This is a genomic window from Leifsonia shinshuensis (genome assembly GCF_014217625.1).
Classification (GTDB): Bacteria; Actinomycetota; Actinomycetes; order Actinomycetales; family Microbacteriaceae; genus Leifsonia; species Leifsonia shinshuensis_A.
Genome location: NZ_CP043641.1, coordinates 1,748,275 through 1,766,803 on the forward strand (window position 1 = coordinate 1,748,275; position 18,529 = coordinate 1,766,803).

Here is an 18,529-nt window from a genome sequence, read left to right on the forward strand (position 1 = left end):
CGTGTTCACCGGAATCATCGAAGAGCTGGGCGAGGTCGTCGCCGTCGAACGCGACGCCGACGCGATGCGGATCACCGTGCGCGGCCCGCTCGCCGTCAGCGACGCCGGGCACGGCGACTCCATCTCGGTCAGCGGGGTCTGTCTCACCGTGATCGGCCAGGACGCCGAGACGTTCACGGCCGACGTGATGGCGGAGACCCTCGCGATGAGCACGCTCGACGACGTCGCGCCGGGCCGCAGGGTGAACCTGGAGCGCGCCGCGCAGGTCGGCGACCGGCTCGGCGGCCACATCGTTCAGGGCCACATCGACGGCACGGCGACCGTGCTCTCCATCGAGGACGGCAGCGCCTGGCGCGTGGTCCGGCTCAGCCTCGACCCGGCGCACGCGCCCCTCGTCGCCCGCAAGGGCTCCATCGCCATCGACGGCGTCTCGCTCACGGTGAGCGAGGTCGGCGGCGGCCGCGAGGACGGCTGGTTCGAGGTCTCGCTCATCCCGGAGACCCTCGCCGCCACCACGCTCGGCGACCGCGTCCCCGGCGACAGCGTGAACATCGAGACCGACATCCTCGCCCGGCACGTCGAGCGGATGCTCGCGCTCGAGCCCGACTTCGCCGCCCGCTTCGAACCCGCAGAGACCGCAACAGAACGGAGTGCGTCATGACGCTCGCCACCATCCCCGAGGCCCTCGCCGAGCTGCGCTCCGGCCGGCCCGTCATCGTGGTCGACAACGAGAGCCGCGAGAACGAGGGCGATGTCGTGATCGCCGCCGAGTTCGCCAGCCAGGAGTGGATCGCCTGGACGGTGAAGAACTCCTCCGGCTTCATCTGCGCGCCGATGACGAACGAGATCGCCGACCGCCTGGAGCTGCCGGTGATGGTCGCGCACAACGAGGACGCACGCGGCACCAACTACACCGTCAGCGTGGACGCCGCCAACCGGCTGTCGACCGGCATCAGCGCCGCCGACCGCGCGCACACCCTGCGCGTGCTCGCCGACGCGGAGTCCACGCCCGCGAGCCTGCACCGGCCCGGCCACATCATGCCGCTGCGCGCGGTGGACGGCGGCGTGCGCGAGCGCGACGGCCACACCGAGGCGGCGGTCGACCTGATGCAGCTCGCCGGACTCACCCCGGTCGCGGCCATCTCGGAGATCGTCGCCGACGACGGGGAGATGATGCGCCTCCCCGGCCTGCTGGAGCTGGGCGAGCGCGAGGGCGTCCTCGTGATCACGATCGAGGCGCTGATCGCGTACCTGCAGGAGTTCCACTGCGACCAGCAGCTCGGCTCCCCCGCGCCCATCCCGGAGTCGTCGCGGGTGATCTTCGAGGTCGAGACCACCGTCCCGACCACGAACGGCTCGTTCCGGATGCGCGCCTACCGCGACCGGATGACCGGCGCCGACCACGTCGCCATCGTCTCCGGCAGGCCGGCGGCCGAGGGCACGCTCGTCCGCGTCCACTCGGAGTGCCTGACCGGCGAGGCGTTCGGCTCGCTCAAGTGCGAGTGCGGGCCGCAGCTCGACGCGGCGCTCGCCACCATCCAGCGGGAGGGCGGCGTCGTGGTCTACCTGCGCGGGCACGAGGGCCGCGGCATCGGCCTGATCAACAAGCTGCGCGCCTACAAGCTCCAGGAGGACGGCCTCGACACCCTCGACGCCAACCTGGCGCTGGGCCTGCCGATCGACGCGCGCGACTACGGCGCGGCGACGGCGATCCTGCAGGACCTCGGCATCGAGTCCGTTCGCCTGCTGACCAACAACCCCGAGAAGGTGCGCCAGCTCGAGGAGCACGGCATCGAAGTCCAGGAGCGCGTGCCGCTCGTCGTGGGCGTCGGGGTGTTCAACGAGGGCTACCTCGAGACCAAGCGCGACCGGATGGGTCACGTGATCGACGACATCGAAACGGATGACGAGGACGCCATCGCGGCGGAGAGGACAGCACGATGAGCGGAGCCGGAGCGCCCAACGCAGCAGAGGCCGTCGACGGGAGCGGCCTGCGGGTCGTCATCGTCGCCGGCACCTGGCACGACCAGATCACCGACGGCCTGATCGCGGGTGCCACGCGGACGCTGGAGGCCGCGGGCGCCGAGTTCTCGCTCGTGCGCGTCCCCGGCAGCTTCGAGCTCCCCGTCGTCAGCAAGGCGGCGCTGGAGTCCGGCGCCGACGCCGTGGTCGCGCTCGGCGTGATCATCCGCGGCGGCACCCCGCACTTCGAGTACGTCTCGTCGGCGGCGACCGACGGCCTCACCCGGGTCGCGCTCGACACCGGCAAGCCGGTCGGCTTCGGCGTCCTCACGCTGGACGACGAGGCGCAGGGCATCGACCGCGCCGGCCTCCCCGGCTCCAAGGAGGACAAGGGCGAGGAGGCCGCGCACGCGGCGCTCGTGACCGCGATCGCGCTGCGGGCGCTGCGCGCGTAACGGCCGGTGGTGTGGAGGCTACGGCTTCCACACCATCAGCACGACCACGGCGACCAGCAGCAGGCTGGCGACGCCGGAGCCCGCGGCGATGGCCGGGTACTTCGAGGTCTCGCCCGCGCGGATGGCCTCGCCGGCGCGGCGCATGGTCGGCACGACCAGGAACAGCGTCAGGCCGAGGGCGACCACGTAGAGGATGATCGACCAGAGGATCCACGGCGTCACGATGCTCAGGTCGTACTTCTTGTCCGCGAGTCCCATCACGCCGAACCCGAAGAACACGACCAGCAGCGAGAGCAGCGAAAGAAGGTTGGTCGACTTCGCGAGCACCTCCACCTGGCCCGCGTTCCCCGCGCGCACGGCGCGCATCGCCGTCATCGGCAGGATGGCCATCGGCCCCACGATGAAAACGGCGGACACGACATGCAGCACGGCGAAGAGGGTTTCCATGCCCTCAGCCTATCGATCGGCGTGGCCCGGCCCGGCCGGGCCCGATTCGGTCCGGCCTCCATCGGCGGCATAGGGTGAAACGGACGCCACAAGCGTCCCGTTCCTTCTTCACCGCCCGCGCGACGCCCGACCGACGCCCACGCTCTGCGGCTGCTCGTCACGTCACCGGAAGTTCTTCACGCATGTCCACGACGGCCTCCGTCACCCCTCCCGCCCCCGTCAACACCCGCGGTCGCGTCATCCTCGCCAGCCTCATCGGCACCTCGATCGAGTTCTACGACTTCTACGTCTACGCCACCGCCGCCGTCCTCGTCTTCCCCTCGCTGTTCTTCACCAGCGAGGACCCGACGGCCGCACTGCTGTCGTCGTTCGCCGTCTTCGGCGTCGCGTTCATCGCGCGTCCGGTCGGCTCCATCTTGTTCGGCCACTTCGGCGACCGGATCGGCCGCAAGGGCACCCTGGTCGGCTCCCTGCTGACCATGGGTGTCGCCACCGTCCTGATCGGCTGCCTGCCCACCGCGCACGTGCCCGGCTGGGAGTTCTGGGCTCCGTTCCTGCTCGTCGTGATGCGGTTCTGCCAGGGACTCGGCCTCGGCGGCGAGTGGAGCGGCGCTGCGCTGCTCGCCACGGAGAACGCACCGGCCGGCAAGCGCGCGATCTACGGGACGTTCCCGCAGCTCGGCGCGCCCATCGGGTTCATCGTCGCGAACCTGCTGTTCCTGGTGCTGAGCCTCTCGATCGACGCCGAGCAGTTCGCGGCGTGGGGCTGGCGCGTCCCGTTCCTGCTGAGCGCGGTGCTCGTCATCGTCGGCCTGTACGTGCGGCTGAAGCTGGTGGAGACCCCGGCCTTCCAGAAAGTCGTCGACACCGGCGAAGTGGCGAAGCTCCCGCTCGCGCGGGTGTTCAGAACCAGCTGGCGGCAGATCGTGCTCGGCACGTTCATCATGCTCGCGACCTACGTGCTTTTCTACCTGATGACGGCGTTCACGCTGACCTACGGGACGACCGCTGCGACCCCGGAGGCCGCCCAGTCCGCCGCCGAGAAGGCCGGCAAGACGTTCTCGGCCGCCGGGTTCGTGCCCGGCCTCGGCTACGCGCGCAACGACTTCCTGGTCATGCTCATCATCGGTGTGGTGTTCTTCGGAGTCTTCACACTGGTCGCCGGCCCGCTCGCGGAGCGCTTCGGGCGCCGGAAGACGCTGATCTGGGTGACCCTCGGCATCATCCTGTTCGGGTTGCTGTTCGTCCCGCTGTTCGCCGGCGGCACGATCGGCACGATGGCGCTGCTCATCGTCGGCTTCACGCTCATGGGACTGACCTTCGGGCCGATGGGCGCCGAGCTGCCGGAGCTGTTCCCGACGAACGTCCGCTACACGGGCTCCGCCATCGCGTACAACCTGGCCAGCGTGCTCGGCGCGGCGGTGGCGCCCACGATCGCGGTGTGGCTGTGGACGATCGGCGGCGGCAGCACCGTCTGGGTCGGCGTCTACCTGTCCGGGGCTGGCGTGCTGACGCTCATCGCGCTGCTGCTCTCCACGGAGACCCGCGACATCGACTTCGACGAGAACGTCAGCTGAGGCCGACCGGGCGCCCGCCACGGCGGTGGGCGCCCGTTCTCAGTCCAGGAACAACGCCCTGAGGCGCCGCGTCGTGAGCACCAGCCCGAGCACGATCATCACCGCGAAGTACAGCACGTGCCACAGCATCCCCGCGTCGACGGCGCCGGTCGTGAGGCCGCGCACCAACTCGACCCCGTGCCACAGCGGCAACGCCATGATGATCGACTGGATCCAGCCGGGGTAGACGGTGATCGGGTAGAAGGTCGCCGACAGCAGGAACATCGGCAGCAGGATGAAGTTGATCCAGTCCATCTGCTGGAAGGTCTTCATGTAACTGGTGATGCCCATCCCGAAGCTCGCGAAGCCGAACGCGATCAGCAGCACAGCCGGGAGGGCGAGCAGCGCCCACCAGGACAGGTTCAGCCCCAGCACCTGCATCACGATCATGAAGCCGACCGCGTAGAGGGCGCCGCGCAGCAGCGCCAGCAGGATCTCGCCGAGCGCGACGTCGAGCGGGCCGAGGGAGGTCGACAGCATCCCCTCGTACAGCTTGGCGAAGTGCATCTTGAAGAACACGTTCCAGGTGGAGTCGTACACCGCGCCGTTCATCGCGGCGGTCGCCAGCAGCGCGGGAGCGATGAAGGCCGCGTAGGGGACCTGCTGGCCTCCGGCGGTCGTCACGGTGCCGACGAGCGCGCCGAAGCCGACGCCGAGCGAGAGCAGGTAGAAGATCGGCTCGAAGAAGCCGGAGACGATGACCAGCCAGTTCGTGCTGCGGGTCGCCGACCAGCCGCGCTGCATGACCGACCGGGCGTTGCCGGCGTAGAGCGCGCGCAGCGGACGCGACCGGAAGACGGTCTCGACGAGCGGGTCGCGGGTGGTGGTCACTTGGTCAGCCTCCGTCCCGCGATGCGGCGCGCCCAGCGCCAGAACACGACGAACAGCGCCAGCAGGTAGACAGCGTGCACGAGGCTGAGCCAGAGCGGTTCGGCGTAGCCGTAGGCGAAGACGCGGGCGAGCTCGGTGGAGTGCCAGAGCGGCGAGATCCAGCCGATCCACTGCAGGTAGACCGGCATGGAGGCCAGCGGGAAGAACGTGCCGGAGAACAGCGTCATCGGCAGCAGCACGAAGCGCATCAGCATCGCGATCTGGCCGGTGTCCTGCTCCAGAGTCGCGACGTACGCAATCACGGGCGCGCCGAAGGCCAGCCCGCCGAGCGTCGCGACCAGGATGGCGAGCCACCCCCACGGGCTCGGCACCGCACCGAAGAGCAGCATGAAGACGTAGTAGACGATGCTCGTGCCGAGCAGCCGCGCCACCACCGAGATGACGACGCCGTCGATGATCTGCCCCGGGGCGATCGGGGACGCGCTGATGCCGATGAAGGTGGGATTCCACTTGAACCCGAGCATGACCGGGTAGGTGAACTCCTCGCTCGCCACCGTGACCGCCGCCGTGCAGAGGAGGGCGGGCGCGACGAACGCCAGGTAGCTGACGCCGTTGACGGCGGTCGGACCCATGTGAGCGCTCACCAGGCTCCCGAGCCCGACGCCCATCGCGAAGAGGTAGAGGAACGGGTTGCCGAAACCGGTGACCAGCAGCGTCTGCAGGTACGAGCGCATCACCCGGAAGCGGTGCTCCGCGACGTACCAGGCGCCGAACCGGCGCGGCCGTGCGGAGGCGGCGAGCGCCGCCCGCGTGCCTTCGTCGACCGCCGCGCTCATTCGATCAGGCTCCGTCCGGTGAGCCGCAGGAAGACATCCTCCAAGCTGGACCGGCGCACCAGGCTGGTGAGCGGGTGGAGGCCGCGCTCCGTCAGCCGCGCGAGCTCGGCCTCGCCGTCGTCGCTGTAGACCAGGATGCGGTCGGGCAGCACCTCCACGCGCTCGCCGATCCCGTCGAGCCGCGGCGCGACCTCGGCGTTGCGCTCGGAGCCGAAGCGGACCTCCAGCACCTCGCGCGTCGAGTACTGCCGGATGAGGGAGGCCGGCGTCCCCTCGGCCATGATCGTGCCCTTGTCGACCACGACGAGCCGGTCGCAGAGCTGCTCGGCTTCGTCCATGTAGTGCGTTGTGAGCACCAGCGTCGTCCCCTGCTCTTTGAGGCGGAACAGCCGGTCCCAGAGGATGTGCCTGGCCTGCGGGTCGAGTCCGGTGGTCGGCTCGTCGAGCAGCAGGATGCGCGGGTCGTTGATCAGGGCACGCGCGATGGTGAGCCGGCGCTTCATGCCGCCGGAGAGGTCGTCCACCTTCGCCTTGGCCTTGTCCTCCAGCTGCGCGAACGCCAGCAGCTCGTCGGCGCGCTGTCGCACCCGCGCGGACGGGAGGCCGAAGTAGCGCCCGTAGACGATGAGGTTGTCCCGCACCCGCAGCTCGGTGTCGAGGTTGTCCGACTGCGGCACGACGCCCAGCTGCGACCGGATCTCCGGCCCGTACCGGTCGGGGTCGAGCCCGAGGATGCTCAGCTCGCCCGCCGTGCGCGTGGAGACCGCGCCGATCATCCGCATGGTGGTCGACTTGCCCGCGCCATTGGGGCCGAGGAGGCCGAACGACTCCCCCGCCTCGACTTCGAAGCTGATCCCGTCGACGGCCGGGAAGTCCTTGTACTTCTTGACCAGGTCGGCGGCGGTGATGACGGACGTCGGCATAGTTCAGCACTGTAGCCCGGACCACGGACATTCCGCCGGTGTCAGCAAACCGGCAGCCCGCAGGAAGTACGGTCGAAGCAGCATCCCGAACTCCTGTCGAAGGAACCCCATGAGCACCGACACCACCGCTCCACGCCGCCGTTCGCCCTTCGCGCGGCGGGAGGCGGACAGCGGACCGCGCGCGCGGTTCAGCCAGCTCCTCCCCTACCTGCTCGAGCACCGCGGCGTGCTCTCGTTCGTCGTCGTGCTGAGCGTGCTCGGCGCGGCCGCGAGCCTCGCCCAGCCGCTGCTGGTCAGCCAGGTCATCACCATCGTCGGCAAGGGCGAGCCGCTGAACGGGATCGTCTGGGGACTGGTCGCGCTCGTGGTGGTCTCCGCGCTCATCTCCGGCTACCAGCACTACCTCCTGCAGCGCACCGGCGAGGGCGTCGTGCTGTCCTCGCGCCGCAAGCTCGTGGCGCGGATGCTGCGGCTGCCGATCAGCGAGTTCGACACCCGACGCACAGGCGACCTCGTCTCCCGGGTCGGCTCGGACACCACGCTGCTGCGCGCGGTGCTCACCCAGGGCCTGGTGGAGGCCATCGGCGGCGCGCTGACGTTCATCGGCGCGCTCATCGCCATGCTGATCATCGACCCGGTGCTGCTCGGCCTGACCGTGCTCGTCGTCGCAGTCTCCATCGTCGTCGTCACGCTGCTGTCGGGCCGCATCCGCGTCGCCAGCCAGAAGGCGCAGACCAAGGTCGGGGACCTCGCCGCCGCGGTCGAGCGCGCGATCAGCTCGGTGCGGACCATCCGCGCGGCGAACGCGACGGACCGCGAGATCGCGGCGGTGGACGCCGACGCGACCGGCGCGTGGAAGATGGGCATCCAGGTCGCGAAGATCTCGGCCCTCGTCGTCCCGGTCGCCGGCATCGCGATGCAGGTGTCGTTCCTGGTCGTGCTCGGCGTCGGCGGCTTCCGGGTCGCCAGCGGCGCGATCACCGTGGCGAACCTGGTCGCGTTCATCCTCTTCCTGTTCATGATGATCCTGCCGCTCGGCCAGGCCTTCGGCGCGATCACCGCCGTGAACTCGGCGCTCGGCGCGCTCGGCCGCATCCAGGAGATCCTCGACCTCCCCGCCGAGGACCAGTTCGACCGCGACATCGCGCCGCTCGGGATGACCGTCGGTGTCGCCAACGAGGGCCTCGCCCCGCACGCCCCGGCGATCGAGTTCGTGGACGTGGAGTTCGCCTACCCGTCGAACCCGGAGCGCGACGAGCCGTCGCCCGCAGGGTCCGCGCCCGCCGGCACGGAGGGGATCGCCCTCGGCGCTCTCGGCGGCGCGGATGTCGTCGCCGAGGCGGAGGCCGCGGCCGGCCTCGGCGCCGACGCACCGGCCGCCGCACACGGGGGCGTGCTGCACGGGGTCAGCTTCACGGTTCCGCGCGGCAAGCGCACGGCCCTGGTCGGCCCGTCCGGCGCGGGCAAGTCGACCATCCTCGCGCTGATCGAGCGGTTCTACGACCCGGAAGCCGGCCAGGTGCGGTTCGGCGGGATGGACGTCCGCACGCTCGACCGCGTCGCGCTGCGCTCCAACATCGGCTACGTCGAGCAAGACGCCCCGGTGCTGGCCGGGTCGCTGCGGGACAACCTCCGGCTCGCGACGCCGGAGGCGACCGACGAGCAGTGCGTGGACGTCCTGCACGCGGTCAACCTCACCGAGGTGCTGGAGCGCAGCGACCTCGGCCTGGACGCGCCCGTCGGCGAGGACGGCATCATGCTCTCCGGGGGCGAGCGCCAGCGCCTCGCCATCGCGCGTGCCCTGCTCGCCGCGCCGCCGGTGCTGCTGCTGGACGAGTCCACCTCCAGCCTCGACGGCCGCAACGAGCAGCTGATGCGGGAGGCCATCGACGCCGTCGCCGAGGACCGCACACTCCTGGTCATCGCACACCGGCTCTCCACCGTCGTGGACAGCGACCAGATCGTCGTGCTCGACCACGGCCGCGTGGTCGGCGTCGGGACGCACTCCGAGCTCGTCGCGAGCACCCCGCTCTACCGCGACCTGGCCAAGCACCAGCTGCTGGTCTAGCCGCCGGACGCGGAAGAGCCGCCGCGATCGATGATCGCGGCGGCTCTCCTGCTGTGGCTCTCGTTACGCCTTCAACTGGTACCGCAGCGAGGCGAGCTCGGCGCGGAGGGCGGCGGGGACGCGGTTCCCGAACTGCCCGAAGAACTCCTCGGTGAGGTCGCACTCGGCGAGCCAGCTGGCCGGGTCCACCTCGAACAGCTCCTCGACGTCCGCCTGCGGCAGGTCGAGGCCGTCGAGGTCGAGCTCCTCCACCAGCGGGAGGCGGCCGATCGGCGTCGACGCGGCGCCGGCCGAGCCCTCCACCCGGCGGGCGATCCACTCGATGACGCGCGAGTTCTCGCCGAACCCGGGCCAGAGGAAGCGGCCGTCGTCGCCCTTGCGGAACCAGTTCACCTGGAACACAGCGGGCGCCTTGGAGCCGAGCTGCTCGCCGACCTCCAGCCAGTGGCCCCAGTAGTCGGCCATGTTGTAGCCGCAGAACGGCAGCATCGCGAACGGGTCGCGGCGCAGCTCGCCGACCGTGCCCTCGGCCGCGGCGGTCTTCTCCGATGAGATGGTCGCGCCGATGAATACGCCGTGCTTCCAGTCGCGGGCCTGCGCCACCAGCGGCACGTTGGTCGCGCGACGTCCGCCGAACAGGATGGCGTCGATCGGCACGCCGTCGACCGCGTCCCAGTCGTCCGCGATGCTCGGGCACTGGTCGGCCGCCACGCAGAACCGGGAGTTCGGGTGCGCCGCCGGGCGCCCGCTCTCGGGCGTCCAGTCGTTGCCCTGCCAGTCGATGAGGTGCGCGGGCGGGGTCTCGGTGAGGCCCTCCCACCACACGTCGCCGTCGTCCCGGAGCGCGACGTTCGTGAAGATCGTGTTGCCCCAGAGCGTGTCGACCGCGGTCTTGTTGGTCAGCTCGCCCGTCCCCGGCGCGACGCCGAAGAAGCCCGCCTCGGGGTTGATGGCGCGCAGCCTCCCGTCAGCGCCCTGCCGGAGCCAGGCGATGTCGTCTCCGATGGTCTCGACCTTCCAGCCCGGGATGGTCGGCTTCAGCATGGCGAGGTTCGTCTTGCCGCACGCCGAGGGGAACGCCGCGGCGAAGTGGAAGTCGCGGCCTTCGGGCGAGGTGACCTTGACCAGCAGCATGTGCTCGGCCAGCCAGCCTTCGTCGCGCGCCATCGCGGAGGCGATCCGCAGCGCGAAGCACTTCTTGGCCAGGATGGCGTTGCCGCCGTAGCCGGAGCCGTAGGACCAGACCTCCCGGGTCTCCGGGAACTGGACGATGTACTTGGTGGTGTTGCACGGCCAGGTCACGTCGTCGTGACGCACTCCGGCGTCGTCGATCAGCGGAGCGCCGACGCTGTGCACGGTCGGCACCCAGGGCTGGCCGGCGTCGATCAGGTCGAGGACCCGGCTGGTCACGCGGGTCATCAGCCCCATGCTGACCGCGACGTAGGCGGAGTCGGTCAGCTCGACGCCGACCTGCGAGATCGGGCCGCCGAGCGGTCCCATCGAGAACGGGACGACGTACATCGTGCGGCCGCGCATGCTGCCGGCGAAGACGCCGCGCAGTTCGGCGCGCATGGCCTCCGGCTCGCGCCAGTTGTTGGTCGGGCCGGCGTCCGCCTCCTCGACGGAGCAGATGAAGGTGCGGTCCTCGACGCGGGCGACGTCGCCCGGGTCGGTGCGCGCCAGGAAGCTGTTCGGGCGCCACTCCGGGTTCAGCCGGATGAGCTTGCCCTCGGCGACGAGCTGCTTGGTGAGGCGGTCGGCCTCCCCCGGCGTGCCGTCGCACCAGACGATGCTCTCGGGCTGGGTGAGTTCGGCGATCTCGGCGACCCAGGCGCGGAGGCCGGCGAGGCCGGTCGGGCGCGCCGGTTCGGCGGCCGGAGCCTGGCGTGCGGCCGGGGTGGAGGCCGCGGGGTACGCGTGCGTCTCGTGGTCGGCGTCGGCGTCGTGTGCCTGGTCGGTCAGCGGGAGCTCGGCGATGGACATTCCGTCGTCCTCTCGGTAGGAAAGATCGGTTGTGAATCCAGGATCGGATAGGAATCAGGAGCTTGGGTGACAAATTGCCCGTAAAGAATCGCGATTCTTTCGCTATTGTGAAGGGATGGACTCCACCGCCACCGAGGCGGCGACCGCCGACGTCGCCACCCTCGGGCACCGCATCCGGCACTTCCGCACCCAGCGCGGGCTGACGCTGGACGAGCTCGGCGCCGCCGCCGGTGTCGCCGCCAGCCAGCTGTCCCTGATCGAGAACGGCAAGCGCGAGCCGCGCGTCTCGCTGCTCGGCACGCTCGCCGCCGCGCTGGGCGTCCCGCTCGCGGAGCTGCTGTCCGCCGAGCCGCCGGACGCGCGCGCCGCGCTGGAGATCGAGCTCTCCCGCGCCCAGAAGGGCTCGCTCTACGGCTCCCTCGGCCTCCCCGCCGTCAAACCGACCAAGGGCACGCCGACCGAGACGCTGGAGGCCCTGGTCGGCCTGCACCGCGAGCTCGCCCGCCGCGCCAACGAGGCGATCGCGACGCCCGAGGAGGCCCGGCGCGCGAACACGGAGCTGCGCGAGCGGATGCGCGGGCAGAACAACTACATCCCCGACATCGAGGTGCTCGCCGAGGAGCGCGTGCGCGCGTCCGGCCACGTCCGCGGCGCGCTCACGCACCGCGAGGTCAGCGTGATGGCCGAGCAATTGGGCTTCGAGCTGATCTACGTGGACGACCTCCCGCGCTCGACCCGCTCCATCACCGACTTGGAGAACGGCCGCATCTACCTGCCGCCGGCCTCCATCCCGGGCGGCCACGGCCTCCGCTCGATGGCCTTGCAGGCGATGGCGCACCGCCTGCTCGGCCACGAACGCCCGGCCAGCTACGCGGACTTCCTGCGGCAGCGGCTGGAGATCAACTACTTCGCGGCGTGCGCGCTGATGCCGGAGGCGGCGGCGGTGGCGTTCCTGCAGCAGGCGAAGAAGGAGAAGGACCTCGCCGTCGAGGACTTCCGCGACGCGTTCGGCGTCACCCACGAGGCCGCCGCGCTGCGCCTGACCAACCTGGCGACCAGGCACCTGGACATGCCGCTGCACTTCCTCCGCGTCGGCGACGACGGCACCCTCTACAAGGGCTACGAGAACGACGGCCTCCCGCTCCCGACCGATGTCACCGGCTCGATCGAGGGCCAGGTGGTCTGCCGCAAGTGGGGCGCACGCAACGCGTTCGCGCGCACCAACCGCACCACGGAGTTCTACCAGTACACCGACACCCCCGCGGGGACGTACTGGTGCTCGACCCAGACCGGCAGCACGGCCGACGGCGGCTACTCGATCAGCGTCGGCGTGCCGTTCGACCAGGCCAAGTGGTTCCGCGGCCGGGAGACGACGGCGCGCGCCGAGTCCCGCTGCCCGGACGAGTCGTGCTGCAAGCGGCCGGCGACCGAGCTGACCGGGCACTGGACGGGCAAGGCGTGGCCGAGCGCGCGCCTGCACGCGCACATCCTGTCGCCGCTGCCGTCCGGGTCCTTCCCGGGAGTGGACGACTCGGACGTGTACACGTTCCTGGAGGCGCACTCCGGCGCCTGAGCCCCGCGCCATTCGTCACGAATGTCGCGAATGGCGCCGCCATTCGCGCGATTCGTGACGAATCGCCCTCTGGCGATTCGTCACGAATGTCGCGTTTGGCGGCGTTTATCGCGCGATTCGTCACGAATGTGGGTTACTTCGGCTGCATCCGAATCGCTCCGTCGAGGCGGATGGTCTCGCCGTTGAGCATCGGGTTCTCCACGATGGAGCGCACGAGCTGGGCGTACTCCGCGGGACGGCCGAGGCGGGAGGGGTGCGGCACCTGCGCGGCGAGCGAGTCCTGGGCGGCCTGCGGGAGGCCGGCCATCATCGGCGTCTCGAAGATGCCGGGGGCGATGGTGACCACGCGGATGAGGCTGCGGGCGAACTCGCGGGCGAGCGGCAGTGTCATCGCGGCGACGCCGCCCTTCGACGCGGAGTAGGCCGGCTGGCCGATCTGGCCGTCGAACGCGGCGACGGAGGCGGTGTTGACGATGACGCCGCGCTCTTCGCCGACCGGCTCCGTCTCCGCCATCGCGACCGCGGCGAGGCGCACCACGTTGAACGTGCCGATCAGGTTGACCCGGATGACGCGCTCGAAGCTCTCCAGCGGGAGGACGCCGTCGCGGCCGATGACCTTCTGAGCGGTCGCGATCCCGGCGCAGTTGACCACGACGCGCAGCGGGCCGAGGGAGCTCGCGGCGTCCACGGCGGCCTGCACCTGCTCCTCGTCCGTGACGTCGGCGGCGACGAACCGGGCGTGCGGGCCGAGCGCGACGGCGGCCTTCTCGCCTTCCGAGCTGGGCAGGTCCAGGATCACGACGCGCGCGCCGGCCTCCGTGAGGGCGCGGGCGGTGGCGTTGCCGAGTCCACTGGCGCCGCCGGTGACGAGCGCCGAGCATCCGTCGATCTGCATGGTGATCCTTTCGAGACGGTGGTGAGAAGAGGGTGAAGCAGAGGGTCAGAGGCGTTCGATCAGGGTCGCGTTGGCGGTGCCGCCGCCCTCGCACATGGTCTGCAGGCCGAACCGGCCGCCGGTGGCCTCCAGCTCGTTGAGCAGGGTGCCGAGCAGGCGCGTGCCGGACGAGCCGAGCGCGTGGCCCAGCGCGATCGCGCCGCCGCGCGGGTTCAGCCGAGCCGGGTCGGCGCCGAACTCGCGCAGCCACAGCAGCGGCACCGGAGCGAAGGCCTCGTTGACCTCGTACGCCGCGATGTCGTCCAGCGTCACCCCGCTGCGGTCGAGCAGCTTGCGGGTCGCAGGGAGGATGCCGGTGAGCATGAACAGCGGGTCGCTGCCGGCCACGGCGAACGAGTGGAAGCGCGCCCGCGGCCGCAGCCCCAGCCGCGCCGCGGCCTCCGCGCTCATGATCAGGGCCGCGGAAGCGCCATCGGTCAGCGGCGACGAGTTGCCCGGCGTGATCCGCCAGTCCAGCTGCGGGAAGCGCTCGGCCAGCCGGTCAGTGCGGAACGACGGCGACAGCGCGGCCAGCTTCTCGGCGGTCGTCCCCGGCCGGATGGTCTCGTCCGCCGTGACGCTCCCGCTGTCCGGCGTCGGCACCGGCACGAGCTCGCTCTCGAACGCCCCGGAGGCCGCCACCTCGGCCGCGCGGCGGTGCGACTCCGCGGCGAAGGCGTCCAGCTCCTCGCGGGAGAAGCCCCAGCGGTCGGCGATCAGCTCCGCGGCGACGCCCTGGTTGACCAGGCCCTCCGGGTACCGTGCGTGCAGAAGTTCGCCGCCGAGCGAGGCGCCGCCCAGGTTGGAGCCCATCGGAGCGCGGCTCATCGACTCGACGCCGCAGGCGATCACCATGTCGTAGGCGCCGGCGATCACGCCCTGCGCGGCGAACGCGGCGGCCTGCTGGCTGGAGCCGCACTGCCGGTCGATCGTGACGCCGGGCACGCTCTCCGGGAAGCCGGCGCTCAGCAGCGCCGTGCGCGCGATGTTGCCGGCCTGCTCCCCCGCCTGCGTCACGCAGCCGGCGATGACGTCGTCCACGAGCGCGGGATCGACCCCGTTGCGGTGCACGATCTCGGCCAGCACTCCGGCGAGGAGGTCGGCGGGATGGATGTCGGACAGCTCGCCGCCCGGTTTGCCGCGCCCGGAGGGGGTGCGGACGACATCGACGATGACGGCTTCGGTGGCCATGGGGTGCGCTCCTCGGCTCGGGTGCGTGGTGGATCGGGGTCTGCTCAGACGAACGGACTCAGACGCTGAACGGGTCGGGCGTCAGGGTGTACTTGGTGCTGAGGTACTCGTGGATGCCCTCCAGGCCTCCCTCGCGGCCGATCCCCGACTGCTTCACCCCGCCGAACGGCGCGGCGGCGTTGGAGACGACGCCGACGTTGAGGCCCATCATGCCGGTCTGCAGCCGCTCGATCATCCGCTGCCCGCGCGCGAGGTCCTTCGTGAAGACGTAGGAGACGAGCCCGAACTCGGTGTCGTTGGCGATCCGCACGGCCTCGTCCTCGTCGCGGAAGCGCACGATCGAGAGCACGGGGCCGAAGATCTCCTGCCGGAGGATCTCGCTCCCGGCGCGCACGTCGGTGACGACCGTCGGCTCGAAGAACGTGCCGGGGCCGGAGACCCGCGACCCGCCCGCGAGCACCGAGGCTCCGCGTGAGACGGCGTCCTCCAGCAGCTCGGCGGCCTTGTCCACGGCGTCCGCGTTGATCAGCGGGCCGATCGTGACGCCGTCCTCGGTGCCGCGGCCGACCTTCATGGCCTTGACGCGCTCGGTCACGCGGCGCGCGAACTCGTCGGCGACGTCCTCGTGCACGATGAACCGGTTGGCGGCTGTGCAGGCCTCCCCGATGTTGCGGAACTTCGCGAGCATCGCGCCGTCCACCGCCCGGTCGAGGTCGGCGTCGTCGAACACGACGAACGGGGCGTTGCCGCCGAGCTCCATGGACGTACGCAGGACGTTCTCGGACGCCTGCTGCAGCAGCCTGCGGCCGACCTCCGTCGAACCGGTGAACGACAGCTTGCGGAGGCGCGCGTCGGCGATGATCGGCGCCGACACCTTCCCCGAGGTGGAGGTCGTGATGACGTTGAGCACGCCCGCGGGGAGGCCGGCGTCCTCCAGGAGGCGGGCGAAGTACAGCGTGGTCAGCGGGGTCAGCTCGGCCGGCTTCACGACGACCGTGCAGCCCGCGGCGAGCGCCGGGGCGATCTTCCTGGTCGCCATGGCGAGCGGGAAGTTCCACGGCGTGATCAGGAAGCAGGGGCCGACCGGGTGCTGCGACACGATCATGCGGCCGGTGCCCTCGGGATTGGTCGCGTAGCGGCCGGCGATGCGGACGGCCTCCTCGGAGAACCAGCGCAGGAACTCGCCGCCGTAGGTGACCTCCCCGTTGGACTCCGCCAGCGGCTTGCCCATCTCCAGGGTCATCAGGAGGGCGAACTCGTCGCGGCGCTCCTGCAGCAGGTCGAAGGCGCGGCGCAGGATCTCGCCGCGGGTGCGCGGCGGCGTGGCGGCCCAGTCGTCGGCGGCGGCCACCGCGGCGTCCAGCGCGCGCGTCCCGTCCTCCACCGACGCGTCGGCGATCTCGCGGATGAGGTCGCCGGTCGCCGGGTCGTAGACCTTGAGGGTGCCGTTCGAGCCCGGTAGCCACTCGCCGCCGATGAACAGGCGGTCGGGCACGCGCTCCAGCAGGGTCTTCTCGTCCATCGTCACTCCTCGTCTCGTGTCATCTCGGCGGCCGCAGCCGTCCGTCACTCCTCCACCGCGGACTCCACCAGGGGTACGCTGCGGTGCTCGATCGTGGTCTCCAGGGCGATCACCGTGGAGGTGCGGCTGATGCCCGGCTCGCTCAGGATGCCGCTGATCACCCGCTGCAGGTCGGCGTTCGACCGCGCGACCACCCGGATCAGCAGGTCGCCGGCGCCGGTCACGGTGTGCACCTCCAGCACCTCGGGGATGCCGCGCAGGTGGTCCACCACGGAGAGGTCGCTCTGGGCGATCTCCGCGGTGACGAACGCCGTCACCGGGAAGCCGAGCCGGAGGCTGTCGATGGTCGGGGCGAAGTCCTTGATCACGCCGGTGCGCTGCAGCCGGTCGAGCCGGGCCTGCACCGTGCCGCGCGCGACCCCGAGCCGCCTCGACGCCTCGAACACCCCGAGCCGGGGCTCCTCCGTGAGCAGGGCGATGAGGTCGGCGTCGAGCCTGTCGATCATGCGGGCACTCCTTTGCTCCTCGCACATCGTACGACCGGGTGGCCGCGTCGCCTACAGGCTGACCGAAGCTCCCAGGAAGGGAAGCGCAGCCTGCTTGAAGGCCCGGGCACTCAGTGCCGTGATGTGGTTGCGGCGCGGCAGCAGCACCAGTTCGGCGCCGAGTAGCCGGGCGGCCTCGTCGGCATCCCCGGCGACCGGGTCCGCGTCGCCGGCGACCACCAGGGTCGGGACGGCGGAGGCCAGCGGGAGCGGGTGCTGCGCCATGCCCGCCGCGCAGGCCGCGAGCGCCGCGCGGTCGACGCCGGGAGCCTCGCGCAGGGAGGCCAGGAGCGGTGCAAGCGGGGCGTCCGGCGGCAGCGTGTCCGCACCCTCCAGGATCGCCCGCTGCACGGCCTCCACGCCCCAGTGGGCGAACTGCTCGACCGTGCCGACACCGCCGACCACGAGCCGCCGGACGCGCTGCGGCGCCAGGCCGACGAGGGCCAAAGCGACCCAGCTCCCCATCGAGTACCCGATCACGTCGACGCGGTCGAGGCCCTGCTCGTCCAGGACGCCGACCAGGTCCTCCGCGAGCAGGTCCGGCGAGTAGGCGGCCGGGTCGTGCGGGGCGTCGCTCGCACCGTGGCCACGGAGATCGGGGACGATCGCGCCGCGACCCGCCTGCGCGAGCGCGGCCACCCAGCCCGTCGACTCCCAGGTGAGCGCCCCGGTGGTCGCGAAGCCGTGGATCAGCAGGACCGGGTCGGCCCCGGGATGGCGTTGGACGTGGATGCGCATGGGACCATCCTCGCGGATGACGGGCCGGTTCAGGCTCCGACGGTGAGCCGGGCGCGCAGCCGGTCGGCGACGGCGTCCGCGGTGTCGGCGACCTCTGCGAAGTACCCGTCGTCCACCGTCCGGGTCGTCCGCAACCGCTGCTCGCAGAGCACGAGCGGGTCGCGCGCGGGCCACGCGGCCGGGGCGGGGAGGACGGCGTCGATGAGGACGGGCCCCGCGCCCGACCGCGCGAGTTCGAGCGCCTTCACGGTGGCGTCATGGACGGCGAGGGCGTCGGCGCCGTCGACCAGCAGGACCGGCATCCCGGCCCCTTCGGTGCGGCCCGAGCTGGAGAGGAACACGACGGGGAGGGCGGAGGTCCGCGCGGTGGTCACCGCGGTGCGCAGCTCCGTCGCCGATCCGGCGCCGGCGCCGAGCGGGACGAGGGCACAGCCCCCGGTGCGGTCGAGCTTCGCGCAGAGCGCCCAGCCGACGGCGTGAGTCACCGGTCCCTCGGCGGAGTCCAGGCCGCGCCCCGAGCGCAGCACGACCGTCGGATCCGCGCCGAGCGCGATCGCCATCCCCGGCTCGTGGCCGGTCGGGAACGCGCGGTCGCGCGAGGCCTGCAGTGCGAGCGCGGCGCCCACCTGCATCGCCTCGCGGCCGCGGGAGTCGACGTATCCGGGGAGGACGCCGTGGCCGCGCAGGGCGACGGCCTCGCGGTCGAGACGCCGGACCGTCGCCATGGTCCGGTACAGCCGGCGGAGCAGTGCGGCGACGTCGGCGCCCGCTCCGCCGATCGACGCGCCGAGAACCGGCTCGAGGATCGTGGAGGTCATGGATGCCACTCTGACCGACAGGTGAAGAGGCGGCAACGCGCGCGCGAACGGGCGAGCATCCTGCTCATTCGAGCAGCGGTCGGCGGC

17 protein-coding genes are annotated in these 18,529 nt (G+C 71.4%); 6 read left to right on the top strand and 11 right to left on the bottom strand.

All coding sequences use genetic code 11. The features are described from left to right. Position 1: 1 nt before the first annotated feature. Genes F1C12_RS08405 through ribH form a run of 3 tightly spaced genes read left to right on the top strand, consistent with a single transcriptional unit; the run spans position 2 to position 2,417 of the window. A complete protein-coding gene (locus F1C12_RS08405) occupies positions 2-661 on the top strand; it encodes a riboflavin synthase (protein ID WP_185278850.1) in 660 nt (219 codons plus the stop codon). Then, positions 658-1,944: a GTP cyclohydrolase II gene (gene ribA / locus F1C12_RS08410; RefSeq protein WP_185278315.1), complete on the top strand. Its 1,287-nt coding sequence runs from the start codon at positions 658-660 to the stop codon at positions 1,942-1,944. The genes F1C12_RS08405 and ribA overlap by 4 nt, the downstream gene beginning before the upstream one ends. After that, positions 1,941-2,417, top strand: coding sequence for a 6,7-dimethyl-8-ribityllumazine synthase (gene ribH / locus F1C12_RS08415; RefSeq protein ID WP_185278316.1), 477 nt, complete (start codon positions 1,941-1,943; stop codon positions 2,415-2,417). The genes ribA and ribH overlap by 4 nt, the downstream gene beginning before the upstream one ends. 18 nt (positions 2,418-2,435) lie before the next feature. On the opposite strand, the gene F1C12_RS08420 is transcribed toward ribH, so the two are convergent. Continuing rightward, positions 2,436-2,864 (bottom strand): DUF2269 family protein, encoded by a 429-nt coding sequence (locus tag F1C12_RS08420; protein WP_185278317.1) that lies wholly within the window; start codon positions 2,862-2,864, stop codon positions 2,436-2,438. Positions 2,865-3,046: 182 nt separating this feature from the next. Between F1C12_RS08420 and F1C12_RS08425 the strand changes: the two genes are divergently transcribed. Beyond that, positions 3,047-4,441, top strand: a complete 1,395-nt coding sequence (locus F1C12_RS08425; protein WP_185278318.1) for an MFS transporter — start codon at positions 3,047-3,049, stop codon at positions 4,439-4,441. A 39-nt stretch (positions 4,442-4,480) separates the two neighbouring features. Here the strand turns inward: F1C12_RS08425 and F1C12_RS08430 are convergent, their stop codons facing one another. The 3 genes from F1C12_RS08430 to F1C12_RS08440 are packed head-to-tail and all read right to left on the bottom strand — an operon-like array spanning position 4,481 to position 7,070. Continuing rightward, the gene (locus F1C12_RS08430) at positions 4,481-5,311 is read right to left on the bottom strand and encodes an ABC transporter permease (RefSeq protein ID WP_185278319.1); all 831 of its coding nucleotides are present in this window, start codon (positions 5,309-5,311) and stop codon (positions 4,481-4,483) included. Continuing rightward, positions 5,308-6,147, bottom strand: coding sequence for an ABC transporter permease (locus F1C12_RS08435; RefSeq protein ID WP_185278320.1), 840 nt, complete (start codon positions 6,145-6,147; stop codon positions 5,308-5,310). The genes F1C12_RS08430 and F1C12_RS08435 overlap by 4 nt, the downstream gene beginning before the upstream one ends. Next, positions 6,144-7,070, bottom strand: a complete 927-nt coding sequence (locus tag F1C12_RS08440; RefSeq protein ID WP_185278321.1) for an ABC transporter ATP-binding protein — start codon at positions 7,068-7,070, stop codon at positions 6,144-6,146. Before F1C12_RS08440 ends, F1C12_RS08435 begins: the two co-directional genes overlap by 4 nt. 109 nt (positions 7,071-7,179) lie before the next feature. Here F1C12_RS08440 and F1C12_RS08445 point away from each other — a divergent pair, with 109 nt between their 5' ends. Beyond that, positions 7,180-9,138 carry an ABC transporter ATP-binding protein gene (locus tag F1C12_RS08445; RefSeq protein WP_185278322.1) on the top strand — a complete coding sequence of 653 codons (1,959 nt, stop codon included), beginning with the start codon at positions 7,180-7,182 and terminating at the stop codon, positions 9,136-9,138. Positions 9,139-9,201: 63 nt separating this feature from the next. Here the strand turns inward: F1C12_RS08445 and F1C12_RS08450 are convergent, their stop codons facing one another. Beyond that, on the bottom strand, positions 9,202-11,121 hold the full coding sequence (locus F1C12_RS08450) for a phosphoenolpyruvate carboxykinase (GTP) (protein ID WP_185278323.1): 1,920 nt from the start codon (positions 11,119-11,121) through the stop codon (positions 9,202-9,204). A gap of 115 nt (positions 11,122-11,236) precedes the next feature. Here F1C12_RS08450 and F1C12_RS08455 point away from each other — a divergent pair, with 115 nt between their 5' ends. Beyond that, entirely contained in the window at positions 11,237-12,694 is a 1,458-nt protein-coding gene (locus F1C12_RS08455; RefSeq protein ID WP_185278324.1) for a helix-turn-helix transcriptional regulator, read from the top strand. A gap of 133 nt (positions 12,695-12,827) precedes the next feature. Here the strand turns inward: F1C12_RS08455 and F1C12_RS08460 are convergent, their stop codons facing one another. Genes F1C12_RS08460 through F1C12_RS08485 form a run of 6 tightly spaced genes read right to left on the bottom strand, consistent with a single transcriptional unit; the run spans position 12,828 to position 18,442 of the window. Further along, positions 12,828-13,589, bottom strand: a complete 762-nt coding sequence (locus F1C12_RS08460; RefSeq protein WP_185278325.1) for a 3-hydroxyacyl-CoA dehydrogenase — start codon at positions 13,587-13,589, stop codon at positions 12,828-12,830. 45 nt (positions 13,590-13,634) lie between these two features. Then, positions 13,635-14,819, bottom strand: a complete 1,185-nt coding sequence (locus F1C12_RS08465; protein ID WP_185278326.1) for a thiolase family protein — start codon at positions 14,817-14,819, stop codon at positions 13,635-13,637. Positions 14,820-14,877: 58 nt separating this feature from the next. Continuing rightward, entirely contained in the window at positions 14,878-16,341 is a 1,464-nt protein-coding gene (locus F1C12_RS08470; RefSeq protein WP_185278327.1) for an NAD-dependent succinate-semialdehyde dehydrogenase, read from the bottom strand. Positions 16,342-16,385: 44 nt separating this feature from the next. Further along, the gene (locus F1C12_RS08475) at positions 16,386-16,847 is read right to left on the bottom strand and encodes an Lrp/AsnC family transcriptional regulator (RefSeq protein ID WP_185278328.1); all 462 of its coding nucleotides are present in this window, start codon (positions 16,845-16,847) and stop codon (positions 16,386-16,388) included. 51 nt (positions 16,848-16,898) lie between these two features. Then, on the bottom strand, positions 16,899-17,624 hold the full coding sequence (locus F1C12_RS08480) for an alpha/beta fold hydrolase (protein ID WP_185278329.1): 726 nt from the start codon (positions 17,622-17,624) through the stop codon (positions 16,899-16,901). A gap of 29 nt (positions 17,625-17,653) precedes the next feature. Then, entirely contained in the window at positions 17,654-18,442 is a 789-nt protein-coding gene (locus tag F1C12_RS08485) for a thiamine pyrophosphate-dependent enzyme (protein WP_185278330.1), read from the bottom strand. Between the last annotated feature and the right edge of the window lie 87 nt (positions 18,443-18,529).

Coding starts and splice junctions, on each gene's coding strand:
- ribA (WP_185278315.1), top strand. CDS start 658: ATGACGCTCGCCACCATCCCCGAGGCCCTCGCCGAGCTGCGCTCCGGC.
- ribH (WP_185278316.1), top strand. CDS start 1,941: ATGAGCGGAGCCGGAGCGCCCAACGCAGCAGAGGCCGTCGACGGGAGC.
- F1C12_RS08420 (WP_185278317.1), bottom strand. CDS start 2,864: ATGGAAACCCTCTTCGCCGTGCTGCATGTCGTGTCCGCCGTTTTCATC.
- F1C12_RS08425 (WP_185278318.1), top strand. CDS start 3,047: ATGTCCACGACGGCCTCCGTCACCCCTCCCGCCCCCGTCAACACCCGC.
- F1C12_RS08435 (WP_185278320.1), bottom strand. CDS start 6,147: ATGAGCGCGGCGGTCGACGAAGGCACGCGGGCGGCGCTCGCCGCCTCC.
- F1C12_RS08440 (WP_185278321.1), bottom strand. CDS start 7,070: ATGCCGACGTCCGTCATCACCGCCGCCGACCTGGTCAAGAAGTACAAG.
- F1C12_RS08445 (WP_185278322.1), top strand. CDS start 7,180: ATGAGCACCGACACCACCGCTCCACGCCGCCGTTCGCCCTTCGCGCGG.
- F1C12_RS08450 (WP_185278323.1), bottom strand. CDS start 11,121: ATGTCCATCGCCGAGCTCCCGCTGACCGACCAGGCACACGACGCCGAC.
- F1C12_RS08455 (WP_185278324.1), top strand. CDS start 11,237: ATGGACTCCACCGCCACCGAGGCGGCGACCGCCGACGTCGCCACCCTC.
- F1C12_RS08460 (WP_185278325.1), bottom strand. CDS start 13,589: ATGCAGATCGACGGATGCTCGGCGCTCGTCACCGGCGGCGCCAGTGGA.
- F1C12_RS08465 (WP_185278326.1), bottom strand. CDS start 14,819: ATGGCCACCGAAGCCGTCATCGTCGATGTCGTCCGCACCCCCTCCGGG.
- F1C12_RS08470 (WP_185278327.1), bottom strand. CDS start 16,341: ATGGACGAGAAGACCCTGCTGGAGCGCGTGCCCGACCGCCTGTTCATC.
- F1C12_RS08475 (WP_185278328.1), bottom strand. CDS start 16,847: ATGATCGACAGGCTCGACGCCGACCTCATCGCCCTGCTCACGGAGGAG.
- F1C12_RS08480 (WP_185278329.1), bottom strand. CDS start 17,624: ATGCGCATCCACGTCCAACGCCATCCCGGGGCCGACCCGGTCCTGCTG.
- F1C12_RS08485 (WP_185278330.1), bottom strand. CDS start 18,442: ATGACCTCCACGATCCTCGAGCCGGTTCTCGGCGCGTCGATCGGCGGA.